The organism is Pantoea sp. YU22, from assembly GCF_003970755.1.
Classification (GTDB): domain Bacteria; phylum Pseudomonadota; class Gammaproteobacteria; order Enterobacterales; family Enterobacteriaceae; genus Pantoea; species Pantoea piersonii.
This window is the reverse complement of the sequence record NZ_RYDU01000016.1, coordinates 81,423-104,300: the sequence shown is the minus strand read 5'-3', so window position 1 is coordinate 104,300 and position 22,878 is coordinate 81,423. Positions and strand designations below refer to the sequence as shown.

The 22,878-nt window shown below is 59.6% G+C and carries 19 protein-coding genes; 16 read left to right on the top strand and 3 right to left on the bottom strand.

What is annotated here, in order from left to right; genetic code table 11:
* Window positions 1-424 precede the first annotated feature (424 nt).
* Window positions 425-1,564 (bottom strand): tRNA epoxyqueuosine(34) reductase QueG, encoded by a 1,140-nt coding sequence (gene queG, locus EKL29_RS18745; RefSeq protein WP_120455040.1) that lies wholly within the window; start codon window positions 1,562-1,564, stop codon window positions 425-427.
* Between queG and nnr the strand changes: the two genes are divergently transcribed.
* The 15 genes from nnr (at window position 1,563) to EKL29_RS18670 (ending at window position 19,635) form a co-directional block, all read left to right on the top strand.
* Window positions 1,563-3,077, top strand: coding sequence for a bifunctional ADP-dependent NAD(P)H-hydrate dehydratase/NAD(P)H-hydrate epimerase (nnr, locus tag EKL29_RS18740; RefSeq protein WP_126690417.1), 1,515 nt, complete (start codon window positions 1,563-1,565; stop codon window positions 3,075-3,077). The genes queG and nnr overlap by 2 nt on opposite strands.
* 6 nt (window positions 3,078-3,083) lie before the next feature.
* Window positions 3,084-3,548, top strand: a complete 465-nt coding sequence (gene tsaE / locus EKL29_RS18735; RefSeq protein WP_120455036.1) for a tRNA (adenosine(37)-N6)-threonylcarbamoyltransferase complex ATPase subunit type 1 TsaE — start codon at window positions 3,084-3,086, stop codon at window positions 3,546-3,548.
* The gene (gene amiB / locus EKL29_RS18730; RefSeq protein ID WP_120455034.1) at window positions 3,545-5,203 is read left to right on the top strand and encodes an N-acetylmuramoyl-L-alanine amidase AmiB; all 1,659 of its coding nucleotides are present in this window, start codon (window positions 3,545-3,547) and stop codon (window positions 5,201-5,203) included. Before tsaE ends, amiB begins: the two co-directional genes overlap by 4 nt.
* Before the next feature lie 47 nt (window positions 5,204-5,250).
* Window positions 5,251-7,128 (top strand): DNA mismatch repair endonuclease MutL, encoded by a 1,878-nt coding sequence (gene mutL, locus EKL29_RS18725; RefSeq protein WP_126690416.1) that lies wholly within the window; start codon window positions 5,251-5,253, stop codon window positions 7,126-7,128.
* On the top strand, window positions 7,121-8,071 hold the full coding sequence (miaA, locus tag EKL29_RS18720) for a tRNA (adenosine(37)-N6)-dimethylallyltransferase MiaA (protein ID WP_126690415.1): 951 nt from the start codon (window positions 7,121-7,123) through the stop codon (window positions 8,069-8,071). The genes mutL and miaA overlap by 8 nt, the downstream gene beginning before the upstream one ends.
* Before the next feature lie 102 nt (window positions 8,072-8,173).
* Complete coding sequence (gene hfq / locus EKL29_RS18715; protein ID WP_081140747.1) at window positions 8,174-8,485, top strand: RNA chaperone Hfq; 312 nt, start codon at window positions 8,174-8,176, stop codon at window positions 8,483-8,485.
* A gap of 81 nt (window positions 8,486-8,566) precedes the next feature.
* The gene (hflX, locus tag EKL29_RS18710; RefSeq protein ID WP_126690414.1) at window positions 8,567-9,847 is read left to right on the top strand and encodes a ribosome rescue GTPase HflX; all 1,281 of its coding nucleotides are present in this window, start codon (window positions 8,567-8,569) and stop codon (window positions 9,845-9,847) included.
* 183 nt (window positions 9,848-10,030) lie between these two features.
* A complete protein-coding gene (gene hflK, locus EKL29_RS18705) occupies window positions 10,031-11,266 on the top strand; it encodes an FtsH protease activity modulator HflK (protein ID WP_120455027.1) in 1,236 nt (411 codons plus the stop codon).
* Between the two features lie 3 nt (window positions 11,267-11,269).
* Window positions 11,270-12,274, top strand: a complete 1,005-nt coding sequence (gene hflC, locus EKL29_RS18700) for a protease modulator HflC (protein WP_120455026.1) — start codon at window positions 11,270-11,272, stop codon at window positions 12,272-12,274.
* 56 nt (window positions 12,275-12,330) lie between these two features.
* The gene (locus EKL29_RS18695; RefSeq protein WP_126690413.1) at window positions 12,331-12,531 is read left to right on the top strand and encodes a DUF2065 family protein; all 201 of its coding nucleotides are present in this window, start codon (window positions 12,331-12,333) and stop codon (window positions 12,529-12,531) included.
* Window positions 12,532-12,695: 164 nt separating this feature from the next.
* Window positions 12,696-13,994, top strand: a complete 1,299-nt coding sequence (locus tag EKL29_RS18690; protein ID WP_120455127.1) for an adenylosuccinate synthase — start codon at window positions 12,696-12,698, stop codon at window positions 13,992-13,994.
* Window positions 13,995-14,213: 219 nt separating this feature from the next.
* Complete coding sequence (gene nsrR / locus EKL29_RS18685) at window positions 14,214-14,657, top strand: nitric oxide-sensing transcriptional repressor NsrR (RefSeq protein ID WP_120455022.1); 444 nt, start codon at window positions 14,214-14,216, stop codon at window positions 14,655-14,657.
* A gap of 16 nt (window positions 14,658-14,673) precedes the next feature.
* Window positions 14,674-17,103 (top strand): ribonuclease R, encoded by a 2,430-nt coding sequence (gene rnr / locus EKL29_RS18680; protein ID WP_126690412.1) that lies wholly within the window; start codon window positions 14,674-14,676, stop codon window positions 17,101-17,103.
* Between the two features lie 83 nt (window positions 17,104-17,186).
* Entirely contained in the window at window positions 17,187-17,921 is a 735-nt protein-coding gene (rlmB, locus tag EKL29_RS18675) for a 23S rRNA (guanosine(2251)-2'-O)-methyltransferase RlmB (protein WP_081140753.1), read from the top strand.
* An 85-nt stretch (window positions 17,922-18,006) separates the two neighbouring features.
* Window positions 18,007-19,635, top strand: coding sequence for an isovaleryl-CoA dehydrogenase (locus EKL29_RS18670; RefSeq protein ID WP_126690411.1), 1,629 nt, complete (start codon window positions 18,007-18,009; stop codon window positions 19,633-19,635).
* Here the strand turns inward: EKL29_RS18670 and bsmA are convergent.
* Window positions 19,609-19,935 carry a biofilm peroxide resistance protein BsmA gene (gene bsmA, locus EKL29_RS18665; protein ID WP_120455017.1) on the bottom strand — a complete coding sequence of 109 codons (327 nt, stop codon included), beginning with the start codon at window positions 19,933-19,935 and terminating at the stop codon, window positions 19,609-19,611. The two genes, EKL29_RS18670 and bsmA, sit on opposite strands and share 27 nt — an antisense overlap.
* Window positions 19,936-19,991: 56 nt before the next feature.
* The gene (locus EKL29_RS18660; protein WP_126690410.1) at window positions 19,992-21,923 is read right to left on the bottom strand and encodes a methyl-accepting chemotaxis protein; all 1,932 of its coding nucleotides are present in this window, start codon (window positions 21,921-21,923) and stop codon (window positions 19,992-19,994) included.
* A gap of 156 nt (window positions 21,924-22,079) precedes the next feature.
* Here EKL29_RS18660 and yjfP point away from each other — a divergent pair, with 156 nt between their 5' ends.
* Complete coding sequence (gene yjfP / locus EKL29_RS18655) at window positions 22,080-22,841, top strand: esterase (protein WP_126690409.1); 762 nt, start codon at window positions 22,080-22,082, stop codon at window positions 22,839-22,841.
* Window positions 22,842-22,878: the final 37 nt, after the last annotated feature.

Here is a 22,878-nt window from a genome sequence, read left to right as displayed (position 1 = left end):
CGGGAATAGCTCAGTTGGTAGAGCACGACCTTGCCAAGGTCGGGGTCGCGAGTTCGAGTCTCGTTTCCCGCTCCAAATTTTACATCGCTAAAAATCATACGCTTAGCTTAAGCCGTTGATGATCGCCGCGTAACGCTGCGCTTATCAGGTTATCCACAGCGCGTCAGCCGTGTTTTTCCGCCGCTCTGAGCGATCTGTAAAACTATTTTAAACAGAGTTATCCACAAGTTGCCCTGCGCTCTGCTGCGCTATCCACATTATCATTTATACACATTCTTTATTTAACTCATTGAATTATCATGTAATGAGGATATTTCATTTTGTTAAAATCAGCCTTGACGCGCTCTGTGTCAGTTGAATGACAACAGCTTTTTATTTTTATGCACAGCTTGTGGAAAAGTAGCTGACGATTTGCATTGATTAATCATGCATCGCGCGGCAAACCCTTCTCAATGGCGCGTACCAGCCGTTTTTGCTGCGCGGGCTGCACATCAATCGACAGCGCCTGCCGTTTCTCCTGCTGCTGAACCAGCGCCCACTCAATATGTTCATCAAGCAGCGGGTTTTCGCCCAGCCGCTTCTTCAATACCTCTGCAATTTCCGCGCGCCAGGGCGCATTGCCCAGCGCCACGGCGATATTGCGCAGCCAGCGCAGGTGGCCGATACGGCGTATTGCCGAGCCTTCCGTCACGCGTAAAAAGGTTTTTTCATCCCACTGGAATAGCGTCATCAGCTCCGGCGCATGCAGCGCAGCGCGCGGCGAGAAGTCCGTTTCATCGCTGAGTTGCCCGTAGCGATTCCACGGGCAGATCAGCTGACAGTCGTCGCAGCCGTAAATACGGTTACCCATAAGCGGACGCAGCGCTTCCGGAATCGCCCCTTCAAGCTCAATGGTGAGATAGGAGATGCAGCGGCGCGCGTCTACCACGTAGGGTTCGACGATAGCGTTGGTCGGGCAAATCGTCATACAGGCGACGCAGCGGCCGCACTGCTCTTCCTGCGGCGCGTCAATCGGCAGCGGCAGATCGATCAGCAGCTCGCCGAGAAAAAACCATGAGCCTGCTTCGCGGTTCAGGATCAGCGAATGTTTGCCGGTCCAGCCCAGGCCCGCTTTGGCCGCCAGAGGGCGTTCCAGCACTGGCGCAGAGTCGACAAAGGGGCGGAAATTGAGCTCGCCGCACTTTTCCTGAATCATTTCTCCGAGCTTTTTCAGACGATTGCGCAATACTTTGTGGTAATCACGTCCCAGAGCGTAGCGGCTGACATAGCCGAGTTGCGGGTTTTTCAGCGTGCTGGCAAAGGCGGCTTTCGCCGGAAGGTAGTTCATGCGTACGCTGATCACGCGCAGCGTGCCGGGCAGCAGTTCATGTGGACGCGCACGCATCATGCCGTGGCGCGCCATCCACTCCATTTCGCCGTGATACTGTTTGTCCAGCCACGCCTGCAGACGCGGTTCTTCCGCGCTGAGATCGGTGTCGGTGATGCCGACCTGCTGAAAGCCGAGATCCTTGCCCCACTGTTTAATCTGTTGAGCAAGCTGATGAAGATCGAGAGGGTATGACATGAGTAACCAGGAATCGAAAGCAAACGGTCGCAGTTTACCATATTCCGTCTGGCCTGCGCAGGCTCTGCGCCAGCTGGAGCGCGATGGCGCCGACGCGCTGGGCATTACTCTGTACGAGCTGATGCAGCGCGCGGGGCAGGCGGCGTTCGGGCTGGCGCGCGCGCAGTGGCCGCAGGCGAGCAACTGGTTAATCCTCTGCGGTCACGGCAATAACGGCGGCGATGGCTATGTGGTAGCGCGGCTGGCGCAGGCGGCGGGTTGTGCGGTGACGCTGCTGGCGTGCGAAAGCGATAAGCCGCTGCCGGATGAGGCGCAGCGCGCGCGCGAAGCCTGGCTCGAAGCGGGAGGCGATATTCATGCCGCTGACGCCGCCTGGCCGGAAGAGGTTGATCTCATTATCGATGCGCTGCTGGGCACCGGCATTAATCGCGCGCCTGCTGAACCTTACCTCAGTCTGATCAAGCAGGCGAACGCGCACGCCGCGCCAGTGCTGGCGATCGATATGCCGTCGGGGCTGTCGGCGGCGACCGGCTGCGCGCCGGGCGAGGCGATTAACGCCACGCAGACGCTAAGCGTCATTGCGCTTAAGCCTGGCCAGATTACCGGCAAAGCGCGCGATCTTATCGGCGAGCTGCGCTATGCCGATCTCGGATTAGGCGCTTTTCTTGCCGGTGAAAACGCCCCCATGGCGCGCTTCGACGCCAGCTTTTTGTCGCACTGGCTAAAGCCGCGAAAGCCCACGTCGCATAAAGGCAATCATGGCCGTCTGCTGGTAGTGGGCGGCGATACCGGCACCGCAGGCGCGATTCGCATGACGGCGGAAGCGGCGCTGCGCAGCGGATCGGGGCTGGTGCGCGTACTGACGCATCGCGATAATATTGCGCCGATATTGACGGCGCGCCCGGAAATCATGGTGGACGAACTGACCGACGAGGCGCTGCAAAGCGGACTGGAGTGGGCGGATGTTATCGCCATTGGCCCGGGACTGGGCCAGCGCGAATGGGGACAGAATGCGCTGAAAACGGTCGAAGCCAGTGAAAAGCCGATGCTTTGGGACGCGGATGCGCTTAACCTGCTGGCAATAAATGCGCAGAAACGTCAGAATCGCATCATTACGCCACACCCAGGCGAAGCGGCGCGACTGCTGGGTATTAAGACCAGCGAAGTCGAGAGCGATCGCCTTCTTGCCGCGCAGAAGTTAACGATGCGCTACGGCGGGGTAGTGGTGTTAAAAGGCGCTGGCACGATTATCGCCAGCGAGCAGGGCGAAATGGCCTTCGCCGACGTCGGCAATGCCGGCATGGCCTCCGGCGGCATGGGTGACGTATTGAGTGGTATTATCGCCTCGATGATGGGGCAGCAGCTTGCGCTGTTCGATGCGGCCTGCGCAGGCTGCGTGGCGCACGGCGCGGCAGCGGACGCAGTGGCGGCGCGACGTGGTACGCGCGGCATGTTGGCAACAGATTTATTCGAGCTGCTTTGGCAGTTTGTTAATCCAGAGATGACCCAATAATAAAGCATGAAGACCTGTGTTATTTCCTTGCCCGATGAGGCGGCGACCCTCGATCTGGGCGCTCAGCTGGCCCGCGCCTGTACCGGCGCGGCGGTAATCTATCTCTATGGCGACCTGGGCGCGGGTAAAACGACCTTCAGCCGTGGATTTTTGCAGGCGCTCGGCCACCAGGGCAACGTTAAAAGCCCGACCTACACGCTGGTAGAACCCTATCAGCTCGGTGAGCGCGCGCTTTATCACTTCGATCTCTATCGGCTGGCCGATCCGGAAGAGCTGGAATTTATGGGTATCCGCGACTACTTCACCGGTGACGCAATCTGTCTGGTCGAGTGGCCGCAGCAGGGCGCTGGCGTCTTGCCCCCGCCCGATCTGGCGCTGACGCTGAGCTACGTCGGCGCTGCGCGCGAGGCGCGTCTTGAAGCGCACTCTGCGCTAGGTGAGACCCTGACAGAGCAGGTGGCGCAGGCATGATCGCAAGGATGAAAAGCGCGCTGCTGCTGCTACTCTGTCTGGCTGCGGCGCCTGCGCTGGCCGCCAGCCTTTCCGATATTAAAGTGGAGAACGGCGACAGTCAGGCGACGGTTACCCTGAGCTTCGCCGGACAGCCGGTATACGGCTACTTTCCGCTGCGCAATCCGGATCGCGTGGTGCTGGATATTCGCCAGAGCGGCGTGATTCAGGGATTGCCGCTGAACTTCAGCGGCGAAAATATTGTCAGGCGTATTCGCACCAGCACGCCAAAAGATAAGCAGAGCATTCGGCTGGTCTTTGAACTGACGCAGCCGGGCAAAACCCGCGCGGTCACCCAGCGTAACGGCAGCAGCTATAACGTGGTGTTTACCATTCAGGGCAGGCAGCGTGTCACCCGCGCCGCGCCCGTGTCGACCGCAGCAACGGAGACGCCGGGCCGCGTAACGCCGCGCCAGGGCGCCGCTAACCCGTTTAACGCCAACCAGGTCACCGCGGTCAGCAATTCCAACACCACGACGCGTCCAGGCAATGCGATGCCCACCAGCAACGATACGGTGATTGTCGCGATCGACGCGGGCCACGGCGGCCAGGATCCCGGCGCGACCGGACAGCGCGGCCTGCATGAAAAGAACGTGACTATCGCTATCGCGCGCAAGCTGAAGGTGCTGCTGAACAACGATCCGATGTTCAAAGGGGTGCTGACGCGCGACGGCGACTACTTTATTTCGGTGATGGGCCGTTCCGAGGTAGCGCGTAAAGAGAATGCCAACCTGCTGGTCTCTATTCACGCCGACTCGGCGCCGAGCCACAGCGCTACCGGCGCCTCGGTATGGGTGCTCTCTAACCGCCGCGCCAACAGCGAAATGGCGAACTGGCTGGAGCAGCGCGAGAAACAGTCCGAACTATTGGGCGGCGCCGGGGATCTGCTGGCGAACAGCCAGGCGGATCCCTATCTCAGCCAGGCGGTGCTTGATCTCCAGTTTGGCCACTCGCAGCGCGTCGGCTATGACGTCGCGGTGAAGGTGCTGCAACAGCTGCGCGGCGTTTCGCCGCTGCATAAACGTTTGCCGGAGCACGCCAGCCTCGGCGTGCTGCGTTCGCCGGATATTCCCTCGCTGTTAGTAGAAACTGGCTTTATCAGTAATGCTTCGGAGGAGCGACTGCTCGGCAGTAGCGCTTACCAGGATAAAATTGCGATGGCTATCTACAAAGGCCTGCGCAATTATTTCCTGGCGCACCCGCTACAATCGCTCCCAAAGGAGGAAAACCGTCCGCTCGGCTCATCGCCGACGGTGAGCGTCGCCAGTAATCCGGCGACCGGCACCACGCAGTATACCGGCGCGGTGCAGCGTCATACGGTGACCCGCGGCGAAACGCTCTCCGGCATCGCCGCGAAGTATGGCGTCAGCATGGGCACGCTGCGCGACATGAACCGGCTTAAGCGCGATGTGGTCTGGGTCGGACAGCGCCTGAAGGTGCCGGCCAGCAACAGCGTGGCCGCGCGCGCGCCGACGCGTCATAAAGTGGTGCGGGGCGACTCGCTGACGGCAATCGCCGCGCATTACGGCGTCAGCCCGCAGGCGATCATCCAGGCGAACAATATGAAGTCCTCGAACGTTATGTTGGGGCAAACCCTGAAAATCCCCGCCTCCTGACGGTCAGCCCGGCCAGGCGCCGGGCCAGCTCAACAAGGATAAACACCATGCCTATTCAAATTTTACCGCCGCAGCTGGCTAACCAGATTGCGGCGGGCGAAGTCGTCGAGCGCCCGGCCTCGGTGGTAAAAGAGCTGGTGGAAAACAGTCTTGACGCCGGCGCGACGCGTATCGACATCGATATTGAAAAAGGCGGCGCGAAACTCATCCGCATTCGCGATAACGGCTGCGGCATCAGTAAAGAGGAGCTGGCGATGGCGCTGGCGCGTCACGCCACCAGTAAAATCGCCTCGCTCGACGATCTTGAGGCCATTATGAGCCTGGGATTTCGCGGCGAAGCGCTCGCCAGCATCAGCTCGGTTTCACGTTTAACCTTAACCTCGCGCACCCAGGCACAGAGCGAAGCCTGGCAGGCTTACGCCGAAGGCCGCGAGATGGAGGTGACGGTTAAACCCGCGGCGCACCCGTGCGGTACCACGCTGGAAGTGCTCGATCTCTTCTACAACACGCCCGCGCGCCGGAAATTCATGCGCACCGAGAAAACCGAGTTCGGCCATATCGACGAGGTCATCCGTCGTATCGCGCTGGCGCGTTTTGACGTTTCGATCTCGCTCAGCCACAACGGCAAGCTGATGCGGCAGTACCGCGCGGTCAGCGACGAGGCGCAGCGCGAGCGGCGGCTGGGCGCGATTTGCGGCGCGACCTTTATGCAGCATGCGCTGCGCATCGACTGGCAGCACGACGATTTGCTGTTGCGGGGCTGGGTGGCCGATCCGGCCGGATCGCGCCAGCTGACCGATATTCAGTATTGCTACGTCAACGGCCGTATGATGCGTGACAAGCTGATCAACCATGCGATACGCCAGGCTTTTCAGACCCAGCTTCAGGCCGACCAGCAGCCTGCTTACGTGCTCTATCTGGAAATCGATCCGCATCAGGTAGACGTCAACGTCCATCCCGCCAAGCATGAGGTGCGCTTTCATCAGTCACGGCTGGTGCACGACTTTATCTTCCAGGGCGTAATGAGCGTCCTGCAGGCAAGCAGCGCGCCGACCCTGCCAGCGGTACAGGCGCAAGAGCCTGCGCCGCGCTGGCAGCCGGAGAATCGTCAGGCGGCAGGCGGCAACCACTTTTCTCAGCCCGCCGCGCCGCGCCGCAGCGAAGGCGGAAGCGGGAGTGGAAGCGGAGGCGGCGGCGGAAACGCGCAGCCGGGCTGGCAAAATAAAGAGAACAGCTACAGCAAGCGCGAAGGCGCGGTCTATCAGCAGCTGCTGAAAACGCCGACGTCGGGCCAGCGCACCCCGGCTGAACCGGTCGCGCCGCCTGTCGCGCCGCGCGCGCAGCCTGTCGACGCGCCGTTGACGTCGCATGCCCAGAGCTTCGGCCGCGTATTGACGGTTGTGCGGGAGCGTTATGCGCTGCTGGAACAGGAGCAGCGACTGCAGCTGCTTTCGCTGCCGGTGGCGGCGCGCTGGGTACGGCATGCGCAGCTACAGCCAGGCGAGACGGGATTGAAGCCGCAGCCGCTGCTGATCCCGGTGCGCATGAAGGTTGCCCGGCCGGAGCGTCAGATCGCCGCAGATAAGCAGGGCCTGCTGCAGGAGATGGGCATCGATCTGCAGCCGGAAGGCGATCACGTTACGCTGCGCGCGGTGCCTTTACCCTTACGCACGCAAAATTTACAAATCCTGATCCCAGAGCTGTTAGGCTACCTTGCACAGCAGCCGGAGAGCGATGCCCCGCAGCTGGCTCACTGGCTGGCGCGACGTTGCGAGACGGAAACCTCCCTCTGGAATCACTCGCAGGCGATTGCGCTGCTGACAGATCTCGAAAGGCTCTGTCCGCAATTGTTAAAATCGCCGCCTTCAGGCCTGATTCAGACTATAGATATTGAGAGCGCGCTTGCCGCATTTAAGCATGAGTGAACAAAACCAGGCTGGCCGACCGAAGGCTATATTTTTGATGGGGCCAACCGCCTCGGGCAAAACCGCGCTGGCAATTGCATTAAGAAAGCAGCTGCCGGTGGAACTTATCAGCGTTGACTCTGCCTTAATCTATCGCGGGATGGATATCGGCACGGCTAAACCCTCGGCTGAAGAGCTGGCCCAGGCGCCCCATCGCCTGCTGGACATTCGCGATCCGTCGGAAGCCTATTCAGCCGCCGACTTTCGTCGCGATGCGCTGGCGGCCATGGAGGAGATCGTTCAGAACGGCCGTATACCGCTGCTGGTTGGCGGAACTATGCTCTATTTCAAGGCATTACTGGAAGGATTGTCGCCGCTCCCCTCGGCCGATCCGGAGGTGCGTCAGCGCATAGAGCAAATGGCGCGTGAAAAAGGGTGGGATGAGCTGCATCGTCAGCTGTGTGAAATCGACCCGGTGGCCGGGGGGCGTATTCATCCGAATGATCCGCAGAGACTTTCGCGAGCACTGGAAGTTTTTTTTATTTCGGGTAAAACTTTAACGGAACTGACAAAAACATCCGGCGAAGCGTTACCCTACGATGTGTATCAGTTCGCCATCGCCCCCGCGACCCGTGAACTGCTGCATCAGCGTATCGCACTGCGCTTTCAGCAGATGCTGGCGTCGGGATTTGAAGCGGAGGCTCGGGCCCTGTTTGCACGAGGTGATTTGCATACGGATATGCCTTCCATTCGCTGTGTCGGTTATCGTCAGATGTGGTCATATCTGGCTGGCGAGATCGATTACGACGAGATGGTTTATCGAGGAATTTGCGCGACCCGGCAGCTCGCTAAACGCCAGATGACCTGGTTACGCGGCTGGGAAAATGTCCGCTGGCTTGACAGCGACAGCCCAGAATCCGCGCGTAACGAGGTGCTTCAGGTTCTTAGTGCGAAGCATGGGTGATTGTGTACAATTGGCTGGTTATCGTGCGCAAATTTTTACGCAGTATTTTCAGGACTTCGGTTCTACAAGTAATAAACAACAAGCATATAAGGAAAAGATAGAATGGCTAAGGGGCAATCATTACAAGACCCGTTTTTGAACGCACTGCGTCGTGAACGTGTTCCGGTTTCGATTTATTTGGTCAACGGTATCAAGCTGCAGGGACAAATTGAGTCTTTCGATCAATTCGTGATTTTGTTGAAGAACACGGTAAGCCAGATGGTTTACAAGCACGCCATTTCTACCGTGGTTCCATCACGCCCGGTTTCTCACCACAGCAACAATGCTGGTGGCGGCAGCAATAACTACCATCACGGCGGTAGCAACGCTTCTGCACAGTCGCAGCCACAACAAGACGGCGATAACGCGGAATAACGCGCTACCCGTACAAGCCAGGGCGGGAGAACGCAGAACGTTTTCCGTCCTGGTCTTCTATTTTATAAGCGAGGTTATAGCTTGTTTGACCGTTATGATGCCGGTGAGCAGGCCGTACTGGTACACATCTGGTTCTCCCAAGACAAAGAGATGGAAGATCTGCAGGAATTTGAAACCCTGGTTTCTTCTGCGGGCGTAGAAGCGCTGCAAGTGATTACTGGCAGTCGCAAAGCGCCACATCCCAAATATTTTGTCGGTGAAGGAAAGGCAGCTGAAATTGCCGATGCGGTAAAATCGAGTGGAGCATCGGTCGTTTTATTCGATCATGCCTTAACCCCTGCGCAGGAACGTAATCTGGAGCGCCTGTGCGAATGCCGAGTCATTGACCGTACTGGTCTCATCCTGGATATTTTTGCCCAACGCGCCCGCACGCATGAAGGTAAGCTGCAGGTCGAGCTGGCCCAGCTGCGCCATCTTGCTACCCGCCTGGTACGCGGCTGGACGCACCTTGAACGCCAGAAAGGCGGTATCGGCTTGCGCGGTCCGGGCGAAACGCAGCTGGAAACCGACCGCCGTTTGCTGCGTAATCGAATCAGCCAGATTTTGTCCCGGCTTGAGCGCGTAGAAAAACAGCGCGAGCAGGGACGTCAGGCGCGCGCTAAAGCGGACGTGCCGACCGTGTCGCTGGTCGGCTATACCAACGCCGGTAAATCCACCTTATTCAATGCCATTACGTCCGCTAATGTCTATGCGGCGGACCAGCTGTTTGCAACCCTTGATCCGACCCTGCGCCGTCTGAACGTCGTAGACGTCGGCGAAGTAGTGCTGGCGGATACCGTCGGCTTTATCCGTCATCTGCCCCATGACCTGGTGGCCGCGTTTAAAGCGACACTGCAGGAAACGCGTCAGGCGACGCTGCTGCTGCATGTGATCGACGCCGCCGACGTGCGCGTAAACGAGAACATCGAAGCGGTCGATGCGGTGCTGGAAGAGATCGAGGCGGATGAGATCCCCACGCTGCTGGTAATGAACAAAATCGATATGCTGGACGGGTTCGTGCCGCGCATCGACCGTAATGAAGAAGATCTGCCGATCCGCGTCTGGCTTTCAGCGCAGAGCGGCGAAGGCATACCGCTGCTATGGCAGGCGTTTTCTGAGCGGCTGGCGGGCGAAATCGCGCAGTTCGAGCTGCGCCTGCCGCCGGAAGCGGGCCGCCTGCGCAGCCGCTTCTATCAGCTGCAGGCCATTGAAGATGAATGGAATGAAGAAGATGGCGGCGTCGGGTTACGCGTGCGTATGCCGATGGTTGACTGGCGACGCCTGTGCAAGCAGGAACCGGCGCTGCTCGATTACATAGTTTGACACGTTGCCCAAACGTCCTTACGCAATAGCGTGTATGGTGTAGCAGGCGGCTGCCGTTTTTCTGGGATGATTCTCCCTGTCCGTTTACGCCGGTAAATAGCGGGGTGAACGAAGGCAGCCAACAACAGCTACAGCCTGAAAGCTGCAGGGTAAACAGCGCACTAACAATAAATGGAGTAGAACATGGCGTGGAATCAGCCCGGTAATAACGGACAGGACCGCGACCCGTGGGGAAGCAGCAATAATAAAGGCGGCAACTCTGGGGGAAACAAAGGCGGTCGTGAACAGGGACCTCCGGATCTGGATGATATCTTCCGTAAGTTGAGCAAAAAGCTCGGCGGACTGGGCGGTGGCAAACAGGGTGACAATGGTCAGCGCAGCGGCGGCGGCGGTGGCAAACTGGTTGGTATCGTCGCTGTCGCGGCGGTGGTTATCTGGGCCGCCAGTGGATTCTACACCATCAAAGAAGCGGAGCGTGGGGTCGTTACGCGCTTCGGCAAGTTCAGTCATCTGGTTGAGCCAGGCCTGAACTGGAAACCCACCTTTATCGATCAGGTGCGTGCAGTGAACGTTGAAGCGGTGCGCGAGCTTGCCGCATCGGGCGTGATGCTGACCTCCGATGAGAATGTGGTGCGCGTCGAGATGAACGTGCAGTACCGCGTAACCGATCCTGAACGTTACCTGTTCGCCGTCACCAGCGCGGACGACAGCCTGCGCCAGGCGACCGACAGCGCGCTGCGCGGCGTTATTGGCCGCTCCACTATGGACCGTATCCTGACCGAAGGACGTACCGTCGTGCGTAGCGATACGCAGCGCGAAATTGACGAAACCATTCGTCCTTACAACATGGGCATCACGCTGCTGGACGTCAACTTCCAGGCGGCGCGTCCGCCGGAAGAGGTGAAAGCCGCATTTGACGATGCGATCGCCGCGCGCGAAAACCGCGAGCAGTATGTGCGCGAGGCGGAAGCCTACGCGAACGAAGTACAGCCGCGTGCGAACGGCCAGGCGCAGCGTATTCTCGAAGAGGCGCGCGCTTATAAGGAACGGACCGTGCTGGAAGCGCAGGGCGAAGTGGCGCGCTTCGCTAAGCTGCTGCCTGAGTACAAGGCGGCACCGGCTATTACCAAAGAGCGTCTCTATATCGAGACCATGGAACGCGTGCTGAGCCATACCCGCAAAGTGCTGGTTAACGATCGCAGCAATAACCTGATGGTACTGCCGCTCGACCAGCTGATGCGCGGCGCAAGCAGCGCGGCGCAGGGCGGCCAGAAAGGCGCGAGTCTGACTACGCTGCCCGCTTCGCCCGGCAGCACTGCCAGCCGCAGCGACACGTCAGCCTACAGTCCAGACAGCATCATGGATCAGCGTCGGGCCAATGCTCTGCGCAACGATACCCAGCGCGAAGGGAGAGAGTAATCGATGCGTAAGCCCATAATTGTAGTCATTATTGTTGTACTGGTGGCGCTCTACGCTTCACTGTTCGTGGTACAGGAAGGCGAGCGCGGTATCGTCATGCGCTTCGGTAAAGTGCTGCGCGACGATGAAAACAAACCGCAGGTGTTCGCGCCGGGTCTGCATATGAAAGTCCCTTTCCTTGAGACGGTAAAAACGCTGGACGCGCGTATTCAGACCATGGACAACCAGGCGGATCGTTTCGTCACCAAAGAGAAGAAAGACCTGATTGTTGATTCCTATATCAAATGGCGCATCAGCGATTTCAGCCGCTACTACCTGGCGACGGGCGGCGGCGACGTATCGCAGGCGGAAGTGCTGCTGAAACGTAAGTTCAGCGACCGTCTGCGTTCTGAGATGGGGCGTCTTGACGTTAAAGACATCGTGACGGACTCCCGCGGTCGTCTGACCACCGACGTGCGCGATGCGCTGAATACCGGTAGCGCCGGCAACGACGATGACGTGCAGACGCCAGCGGCTGATGACGCAATCGCCAGCGCGGCGGCGCGCGTCGAGCGCGAAACCAACAGCAAAGAGCCGGCAATCAATCCAAACAGCATGGCGGCGCTGGGTATTCAGGTTGTTGACGTTCGCATTAAGCAGATCAACCTGCCGACCGAGGTTTCGGACGCGATTTACAACCGTATGCGCGCCGAACGTGAAGCGGTAGCGCGCAGCCAGCGCTCGCAGGGTCAGGAAGAGGCGGAAAAACTGCGTGCTCAGGCGGACTATCAGGTTACCCGCACGCTGGCGGAAGCGCAGCGCAGCGCGCTGATTACGCGCGGCGACGGCGATGCCGAGGCGGCGAAACTCTTCGCTGACGCGTTCAGTCAGGATCCGGACTTCTACGCCTTTATCCGCAGCCTGCGCGCCTATGAGAACAGCTTCGAAGGCAATCAGGACGTGATGGTGCTCAGCCCGGATAGCGATTTCTTCCGATATATGAAAGCACCCTCTAACGCGACGCGATAAGAACTGCTATAACCTACGGGCCGACAATAATGTCGGCCTTTTTTTTGGAATGGTAAATGAATAAAACCATATGGATGGCGCTGGCGCTGGTACTGGTGCTGGAGGGCCTGGGTCCGATGTTTCTGCCGCGCATCTGGCGCCGTATGATCCTCAGCATGGCGCAGCTGCCGGATCGTCTGCTGCACCGTTTCGGCGGCGGGTTGGTGGTCGCGGGCGTGGTGATTTATTACATGCTCAGCGCGCACAGCGGTGCCTGAATCTTTTATCCGTCGGCTAAATTGTGCCTTTTGCGTTCCGTTTCCCCAGGATGTTGTAGTGAGCAAAATTCGGGCGAAAAATGCGCGCAAACGTATGCTAAAAGTGCTGAAAGCAGCAAGATCAGATGGTAGAATCCATTTTTAAGCAATCGGTGATTTTGAAAATGGGTAAGAACGTCGTCGTACTGGGCACCCAATGGGGTGACGAAGGCAAAGGTAAAATTGTAGACCTTCTGACTGAACGCGCTAACTATGTTGTGCGCTACCAGGGTGGCCACAATGCAGGCCATACGCTTGTCATCAACGGTGAAAAAACCGTCCTCCATTTAATTCCATCCGGCATTCTGCGCGAAAACGTAACCAGCATTATCGGTAACGGCGTGGTGCTTTCGCCTGAAGCTCTGATGAAAGAGATGAAAGGCCTGGAAGAGCGTGGCGTACCGGTACGCGAACGTCTGCTGATTTCTGAAGCCTGCCCGCTGATCCTGCAATACCATGTCGCGATGGATCTGGCGCGCGAAAAAGCGCGCGGCGCCAAAGCTATCGGCACCACCGGTCGCGGCATCGGCCCGGCCTATGAAGATAAAGTGGCGCGCCGCGGTCTGCGCGTCGGCGATCTCTTCAATAAAGAGACCTTCGCCGTCAAGCTGAAAGAGATTGTCGATTACTACAACTTCCAGCTGGTTAACTACTACAAAGAAGATGCGGTCGACTACGACAAAGTGCTGCGTGACGTGCTGGCGGTTGCCGACGTGTTGACCAGCATGGTGGTTGATGTCTCTGACCTGCTGGATACGGCGCAGAAACGCGGCGACCTGATTATGTTCGAAGGCGCGCAGGGCACGCTGCTGGATATCGATCACGGCACCTATCCCTATGTGACGTCCTCTAACACCACCGCTGGCGGCGTGGCGACCGGTTCGGGCATTGGTCCGCGCTGCGTCGATTACGTGCTGGGCATCGTTAAGGCTTACTCAACGCGCGTCGGTGCGGGCCCGTTCCCGACCGAACTCTTTGACGATATCGGCGAGTTCCTGTGCGCCAAGGGCAACGAGTTCGGCGCGACCACCGGTCGTCGTCGTCGCACCGGCTGGCTGGATGCGGTCGCGGTGCGTCGCGCGGTACAGATCAACTCCCTGTCAGGTTTCTGCATGACCAAGCTGGACGTGCTGGATGGCCTGAAAGAAGTAAAAATCTGCGTGGGCTATCGCCTGCCGGATGGCCGCGAAGTTACCACCACGCCGCTGGCGGCGGAAAACTGGGAAGGCATTGAGCCGATTTATGAAACCCTGCCGGGCTGGAGCGAAACCACATTTGGCGTGAAAACGCTGGAAGGTCTGCCGCAGGCCGCACGCGACTACATTAAACGCGTTGAAGAAGTGACGGGCGTACCGGTTGATATTATCTCTACCGGCCCGGACCGTAGCGAAACCATGATTCTGCGCGATCCGTTCGACGCATAATCCTGCACAGGCCGGAGCTGCTCCGGCCTCTGTTTCCCCGCTTAGCAAGCCGCTTATCATCCCTTCGCTTTATCACATCGCCGTTCGGCTGAAAAAAACACACTCTGGGTTCGACTCTGGTTTATCATCTAGAGTAACCGCAAGCCGGTTTACTATTAAAATCAACCGCAACGCGGACGAAGTTAATCAACACGCCATGGGTGATTCACTGAGGTAATTGTGCAGCTGACAAGTTTTACCGATTATGGTCTGCGAGCTTTAATTTATATGGCCAGTTTGCCGGAAGGCAGAATGACGAGTATTACTGAAGTCACTGAGACCTACGGCGTGTCGCGCAACCATATGGTTAAAATCATTAATCAACTCAGCCGTGCGGGTTTTATCGCCGCGACGCGCGGCAAAAATGGCGGCATCCGTCTTGGGATGGATCCGCATGATATCGTCATCGGTGATGTGGTGCGCAAAATGGAGCCGCTACAGCTTGTAGACTGCGGCGCCTGCGCCATCACGCCAGCCTGCCGCTTAAGAAAAGCGCTAAACGACGCGGTACAGCTGTTTCTGCGGGAACTGGACAGCTACACGCTGGCAGACTTAGTCGAGGGCAACGAACCCTTATACCAAATTTTATTGTCCGAACCGCCGGTGGCAATGAATCTGAAATGACATCGGAGGAACCGCTATGTCAAACGATCCTTTTCAGCAAAGAGAAGCTGAAAAATATGAAAACCCTATTCCGAGCCGTGAATTTATTCTGGCTCATCTGGAAAAACGCGAAAAACCTGCCAGCCGCGACGAGCTGGCGCAGGAACTGAACCTCACCGACGAAGAGCACCTGGAAGCGCTGCGTCGTCGTCTGCGCGCCATGGAGCGCGACGGCCAGCTGGTCTTTACCCGTCGCCAGTGCTATGCGCTGCCGGAACGGCTTGATCTGCTGCGCGGCAAGGTCATCGGCCACCGCGACGGCTACGGCTTTCTGCGCGTAGAGGGCCAGAAGGATGACCTCTATCTCTCTGCCGAGCAGATGAAAATGTGTATGCACGGCGACGTTATCCTGGCGCAGCCGCTGGGCGCCGATCGCAAAGGACGCCGCGAAGCGCGCGTCGTGCGCGTGCTGGAACCGCGCAACAACCAAATCGTCGGCCGTTACTTCACCGATGCGGGCGCGGGCTTTGTCGTGCCGGACGACAGCCGTCTCAGCTTTGACATTCTTATTCCGCCGGAAGAGACGCTGCAAGCGCGTATGGGCTCGGTCGTTGTGGTCGAGCTGATGCAGCGTCCGACGCGCCGCACCAAAGCCATTGGTAAAGTCGCGGAGATCCTCGGCGACAATATGGGCACCGGCCTCGCGGTCGATATGGCCTTGCGCACCCATGAAATTCCGCACAGCTGGCCGCCTGAAGTAGAGAAACAGGTCAGCAAGCTCAGCGAAGAGGTGCCTGAAGAGGCGAAAAGAGGGCGTATCGATCTGCGTAAGCTGCCGCTGGTCACTATCGACGGCGAAGATGCGCGCGATTTCGACGATGCGGTCTACTGCGAGAAAAAACGCGGCGGCGGCTGGCGCCTGTGGGTCGCCATCGCCGATGTCAGCTACTATGTGCGTCCCGGCACGCCGCTGGATGACGAAGCGCTTCAGCGCGGCACCTCAGTCTATTTCCCGTCGCAGGTGGTCCCCATGCTGCCGGAAGTGCTCTCCAACGGGCTCTGCTCGCTGAATCCGCAGGTCGATCGCCTCTGCATGGTGTGCGAGATGACTATCTCCTCCGCGGGCAAGCTGACCGGCTTTAAGCACTACGAAGCGGTAATGAACTCGCACGCGCGTCTGACTTACACCAAAGTGTGGAATATCCTGCAGGGCAACCCGGAGCTGCGCGAACAGTACGCGCCGTTGCTGAAGCCGCTGGAAGAGCTGCACAGCATGTATAAGGTGCTGGAAAAAGCGCGCGAGTCGCGCGGCGGCATCTCGTTTGAGACCGAAGAAGCGAAGTTTATCTTCAATGCGGAACGTCGTATTGAACGCGTAGAGCGCACCGTGCGCAACGACGCACACAAGCTGATCGAAGAGTGCATGATCCTCGCCAACATCGCCTCGGCGCGCTTTGTCGAGAAACATCAGGAACCAGCGCTGTTCCGCGATCACGATCGTCCCAGCGACGACAGCATTACCAGCTTCCGCACCGTGCTCAACGAACTGGGCCTCTCGCTGCCAGGCGGCACCAAACCGGAACCGATCGACTACGCCGAGCTGCTGACGCAGATCGCCGATCGTCCAGATGCGGAAATGCTGCAGACCATGCTGCTGCGCTCAATGAAGCAGGCGGTCTACGATCCGGAAAACCGCGGACACTTCGGTCTGGCGCTGCAGTCATACGCGCACTTTACCTCGCCGATCCGTCGTTATCCCGACCTGCTGCTGCACCGCGCCATTAAATATCTGCTGGCGCAGGCCGAAGGCGAGGTGAAAGGTAACACCACGGCGACCGGCGGCTACCACTATGAGATGCAGCAGATGCTGCAGCTGGGTCAGCACTGTTCCATGACGGAGCGCCGCGCTGACGAGGCCACGCGCGACGTCGCCGACTGGCTGAAATGCGACTTTATGCAGGATCAGGTTGGCAACACCTTTAACGGCGTGATCTCCAGCGTGACCGGCTTCGGCTTCTTTGTGCGCCTGAACGATCTCTTTATCGACGGACTGGTGCACGTCTCTTCGCTGGACAACGACTACTACCGCTTCGATCCAGTGGGGCAGCGTCTGATCGGCGAGTCGGGCGGACGCACTTATCGTCTGGGCGATGCGGTTGAAGTTCGGGTCGAGGCGGTGCATCTGGACGAGCGCAAGATCGACTTCGCGCTGATCTCCAGCCAGCGCCAGCCGCGCGGCGAGGGCAAAACCGCGCGCGACAAGGCGAAGCGCGAAGGCAAAGCGCCGCCGAAGCGTCGTCGTCAGTTAGGTAAAAAAGGCAACTTCGAACCGAACGAAGCTTTCCGCGACGGCAAGTCGACGCCGGAGAAAGGGAAGAAAGAGAAAAAAAGCAAAACCCCGTCGGAAAAAACCCGTAAAATCGCCGCCGCCACCAAGGCGAAGCGCGCCGCGAAAAAGCAGGCCTGATTCGGCCTGATGCGTTAACGGACGCTTTCTGCTGCGCAGAAAGCGTCCGCTGAAGTCCATTCAATTCTTAACTGAGCAGATCGATGAGCGAAATTATTTTTGGTATCCATGCCGTGCAGGCGCTGCTGGAGCGCGATCCCCAGCGCTTTCAGGAAGTCTTTATCCTCAAGGGCCGTGACGATCGTCGCCTGCAGCCGTTGGTGGCGGCGCTGGAAGCTCAGGGCATCGTTATCCAGCTGGCGAACCGCCAGTGGCTGGATGGTCAGGTTGAAGGCGGCGTGCATCAGGGCATTGTGGCGCGCATTAAACCTGGCCGTCAGTACCAGGAAGGCGACCTGCCGGATTTGCTGGCGAGTCTGGAAAAACCGCTGCTGCTGGTGCTGGATGGCGTTACCGATCCGCATAACCTTGGTGCCTGCCTGCGCAGCGCCGACGCCGCAGGCGTGCATGCGGTAATCGTGCCGAAAGATCGTTCCGCCTCGCTCAACGCTACCGCGAAGAAAGTCGCCAGCGGCGCGGCGGAGAACGTGCCGCTGATCCGCGTCACCAACCTGGCGCGTACGCTGCGTCTGCTGCAGGAATACAACATCTGGGTAGTAGGCACCGCTGGCGAAGCGGATCATACGCTCTATCAGAGCAAAATGACCGGGCCAATGGCGCTAGTGATGGGCGCAGAAGGCGAAGGCATGCGCCGTCTGACGCGCGAGCACTGCGACGAGCTGATCAGCATCCCGATGGCGGGCAGCGTTTCATCGCTTAACGTCTCTGTCGCGACCGGCGTCTGCCTGTTCGAAGCGGTACGCCAGCGCGGGGCGTGATCGCCGCCGCAAAACCTTTCAGATCCAGGCATAACCACGCAGCGCTCTCCCATACTTATCGGGACACGCATTGCGAGGAGTGGTTATGACCTGGACAACCCACACCGTTTTTAATCAGCCGCAGCCCCTTAGCAACAGTAATCTCTTTCTCTCCGACACGCCGCTGCGCGAAGCGCTGGCGCGCGAAGGCGCGGAGTGGGATCGCGAGTGGCTGGCCTCGGTAGGCGCGCAGCTTGGGGGCGCCGAGTCGCTGGAGCTGGGACGGCTGGCCAACGCCGCGCCGCCGGAGCTGCAGCGCTACGACGCACGCGGCGTACGCATCGACGAGGTGCGTTTTCATCCCGCCTGGCACCTGCTGATGCAGGGCGTCTGCGCCAGCCGCCTGCACAACCTCAGCTGGCAGCCCGACGTGCTCGATCGCGCCATGGTGGCGCGCGCCGCGCGCTTTATCCTTCACGCTCAGGTCGAGGCGGGCACGCTCTGTCCGGCGACCATGACGCACGCCGCCATACCACTGCTGCAACGCTGGTTGCCCGACGCCTTCAGCGACTGGCGCGACCCGCTGCTCAGCGATCGCTACGACACCCACGCGCTGCCGGGCGATCAGAAGCGCGGTTTGCTGATCGGCATGGGCATGACGGAAAAGCAGGGCGGCAGCGACGTCACCACCAACACCACGCGCGCGGAGCCGCTGGCGGATCGCGCGCCCGGCTCACTCTGGCGCATCACCGGTCATAAATGGTTCTTTTCCGTGCCGCAGAGCGACGCACACCTGATCCTGGCGCAAAGCGGCAATGGATTAAGCTGCTTCTTCCTGCCGCGTCTGCTGCCGGACGGCACGCGCAATGCCATTCGCCTTGAGCGGCTAAAAGATAAGCTGGGCAACCGCGCCAACGCCAGCAGCGAAGCGGAGTTTCAGGACGCTACCGGCTGGCTGCTGGGGGAAGAGGGCGACGGCGTGCGCATGATACTCAAAATGGGCGGTATGACCCGTTTCGACTGCGCCCTCGGCAGCCATGGTCAGATGCGGCGCGCCTTCTCCGTTGCGCTTTACCATGCGCACCAGCGTCAGGTTATGGGTAAAAATCTGGTGGATCAGCCGCTGATGCGCCAGGTGTTAGCGGCGCAGGCGCTGCAGCTTGAGGGGCAAACGGCGCTGCTGATGCGGCTGGCGCGCGCCTGGTCGCAACCGGCGCAGCCGCTGGAAGGCGTGTTCGCGCGGCTCTTCACCCCAGCGGCAAAATATGCTGTCTGCAAAGCGGGAATGCCGTTTGTGGCTGAAGCGATGGAGGTGCTGGGCGGCATCGGCTACTGCGAAGATAGCGAGCTGCCGCGTCTCTATCGCGATATGCCGGTCAACAGCATCTGGGAGGGATCGGGCAACGTGATGTGCCTGGACGTGCTGCGCGTGCTGCGTAAGCAGCCGGGCGTAATGGAGATGCTGAATCAGGAGTTCGACGCGGTCAGGGGCGTCAATCGCCTGTTTGACGCTGGCTGGCGACAGCTAAAACTGCGCCTGAACCGGCTGCAGGAGAGCCAGGCACGTGACACCGCCCAGCGCCTGTTTCTGCTGGCGACGGGCGCGCAGCTGTTGAAATATGCCGAGCCGCCGCTGGCGGATGCATGGTGCCGGCAGTGGCTCGACAGTCGCGGCGTCCGTCCGCTGGAAAACCTGGTGGCTGAGCGCTTACTGATGCGCGCCAGCGGTGGGTGATGCGCCGTACAGGATCGCCGTGCCGTACCAGTATCCCGGCGTCACCGTTTCGTCCAGCATAATCACCTGATAGTAAACCGCGCCGCGCTGATTGGCCTCCGCCGCCAGCGAACGCTGCGCGTCATCCGGCGAACCGCGTACCTGCGTGGTGATGCTGCCGAGCCTTGGCAAACCGGCGCTCTGCGCGCGCGTGATCTCCTGCGCCTGGTGAGTGGGTGCAGGCGGCGGTTGCGGCGTGGTTTTCATCGCCGAGCAGCCGCTTAACAGCAGCGCCATTGTCAGTAAGTAAGCGTAACGCATAACGTTTCCTCCAGAGGGACGGTGCAGTAAGTGTAAGCCACCGTCCCAAAAGAGGGTCAGGATTTCAGATGAAATACGCTGACTAACTGCGTCAGATGATGACCTTTGTGGCTCAGGTTCTGCGCCGAAGCATCCGCCTGCGCCATCAGCTCGCTATTCTCATGGGTCGCCTGACTAATCTGATTCATCGCCAGGTTGACCTGCCCAATGCCTGCCGCCTGCTCCTGTGCTGCGACGTTGATTTCGCTCATCAGCGCCTGCACCTGTTCGATATGCGACACGATATGGGTCATGGCGTCGTGAGTCTGCTGCGACAGCTGGTGACCTTCTGAGACGTTGCGGATCGAGGTGGCGATCAGGCCGTCGATCTCTTTCGCCGCCTGCGCGCTGCGCTGCGCCAGCGCGCGTACTTCCGCCGCCACCACCGCGAAGCCGCGTCCGTGCTCGCCCGCGCGCGCCGCTTCTACCGCCGCGTTAAGCGCGAGGATATTGGTCTGGAAAGCGATGGATTCGATAACGTGCGTGATATCGGCAATGCTCTTAGAAGAGACCTGGATCGCCGACATAGTATTCACCGAACGGCTCACCGTCTGGCTGCCGTGCGTCACCAGGCCGCTCGCTTCCGCTACCAGCGTCATCGCCTGACGCAGGTTATCGGCAGTATGCTCTACCGTCGCGCCGAACTGTTCCATGCTGGCTGAAGTCTCCTCGACGCTGCTCGCCTGGCGACCGATCTGCTCGCTGATATTGAGGCTGCTGGCAGCGATGGTATCGGTGCCGTCACTGATCTCCTGCGCGGCGACGCGTACCTGGCTGACAATCTTTTCCAGCCCGTCGCCGATGCCGTTAATCGCGCTAATCAGCTGGCCGACTTCGTCATGGCGTTGGGTGTCCAGATGCACGCGCAGGTTACCCGCCGCGTACTGCTCGGCCAGGTGGATCACCTGCTGCAGCGGTCGGGTAATGGCGCGGCGGCTATACAGCACGAAGCCCAACGCAAAAATCAGCACCAGCGCCAGGCCGGTCAGCATAAACAGGTTGCGGCTGTGGGTAATCGGCGCCAGCAGCGTGTCGCGGCTCACTTCGCCGACGACAATCCAGTTCCAGCCCGGAAGCTGTTGCCATGCCAGCATTTTGCTTTCGCCCTCCAGCTCGACTTCCTGCACGCCCTGCGGCTGGCTCAGCAGCGCCTGCTGCACGCTGGCGTCCCAGGCTGGCTGCTTGCCTTCATTTTGCGCGGCAAAGAGATACTGTCCCTGCGCTGCGCCTGGCGCGCCGTTCAGCACGTAGAAATGGCCGCTGTCGCCCAGCTTGCGCGCCAGCACTTTATCGCGCATCAGCGCGTATTGCTTATCGATTTGTACGCCGACGAACAGGATGCCGATAACTGTACCGCTCTCATCTTTAACCGGCTGATACTGCGTGATGTAACGGTGGCCGAACAGCGTCGCCAGCCCGCGATAGATCTCGCCTCGGCTCACGCTTTTCCACGCCGCGCTGCTGCGGTCGAGGCGGGTACCGATGGCGCGGCTGCCGTCCTCTTTTTTCAGCGAGGTGGAGACACGGTAATAATCATCGCCGTCGCGTACGAAGATGGTGGAAACGGCGGTAGTACGCTGTAAAAAGTCATCGACCGCGACCTGATCGAGGTTCAGGGTTTTGAGTCCGGCGCGCAGGGTCGGGGTCGAGAATTCCCCTACCTGAATGCGCGAGCTCTCGTCGCGGCTAAAGCGCTGCGGTAAAAAGCTGGCGAACAGCTGGGTATAGTTGTCCACCTCTTCGGTGAGGGTGGCGTTAAACATCGTCGCCATTTCGCTGATGCCTTGCACCTGATTGTGCATGTCGTCCGTGGCCAGGCTTTGCAGCTGGCGGGAGGCGTTGTGACTTTGGGTCAGTGTCAGGGCGAACAGCAACAGCGCGACGCTGAGAGACGTCAGTACAGACAGCTTAACTCCAAGACTCATGGGGCTGAGAGAGAGACGCTTCATAAGATACCTTTGGATGGGATTTGGGGGATATACGATTAACGGCATCGGCAGCAAAAGGTTTACCCCCTAAATCTTGTAAAGGATTTGTGAAGTTGTTCGCAGATTAAGGTCGGGGCACGTAAACTCAGCGGAGTCGACATCCACAGCGGGGCGAGCATGATTGAACTGAATACAGAACGGCTGGCGGGCATTCAGGTGCTGCACGCCGCGCCAGCGGGCCAGCGCGACGCGGCGCTGCCGACGGCGCTGCCGACGGTGCTGCTTTACCATGGGTTCACCTCGTCTAAAGAGGTTTACGCTTATCTGGCCGTGGCGCTGGCGCAGGCGGGATTCCGCGCCGTGATGCCTGACGCCGACCTGCACGGCGCGCGCGATAATGGCAACGACGCCGTACGACTCGCCCGTTTCTGGCAGATCCTGCAGCGTAATATTGACGAGATGCCGCAGCTGGAAAACGCGCTGCGCGCCGCTGGCCTGATTGACGGCGACCGCTTCGGCGTGGCGGGCGCGTCGCTGGGAGGCATGACCGCGCTGGGCGCGATGGCGCGCTATCCGCACATCCGCAGCGTCGCCTGTCTGATGGGCTCCGGCTACTTTATGCAGCTGAGCCGGTCGCTCTTTCCGCCGTTGCAGGTGAGCACGTCAGAGGAGCAGGCGCAGTTCGATCGGCTTATGGCGCCGCTGGCGGCTTACGATCCCTGCGAAAAGCTGGAGGCGCTGGCGAACCGGCCGCTGCTGCTGTGGCATGGCGAAGCGGACGACGTGGTGCCTTTCGCCGAAACGGCGCGGTTAGTGGAGGCGCTGCGGGCCAGCGGCAAGGCGGACAATATGACCTTCCTTTCAGAAAAAGCAATTGGCCATAAAATTACCCCTTTCGCTCTGCGCGCGCTGACGGATTTCTTTAAACAGCATCTGTAACGCAGCCGGGCTGGCGGAACCCCGTCAGCCCGTTGCC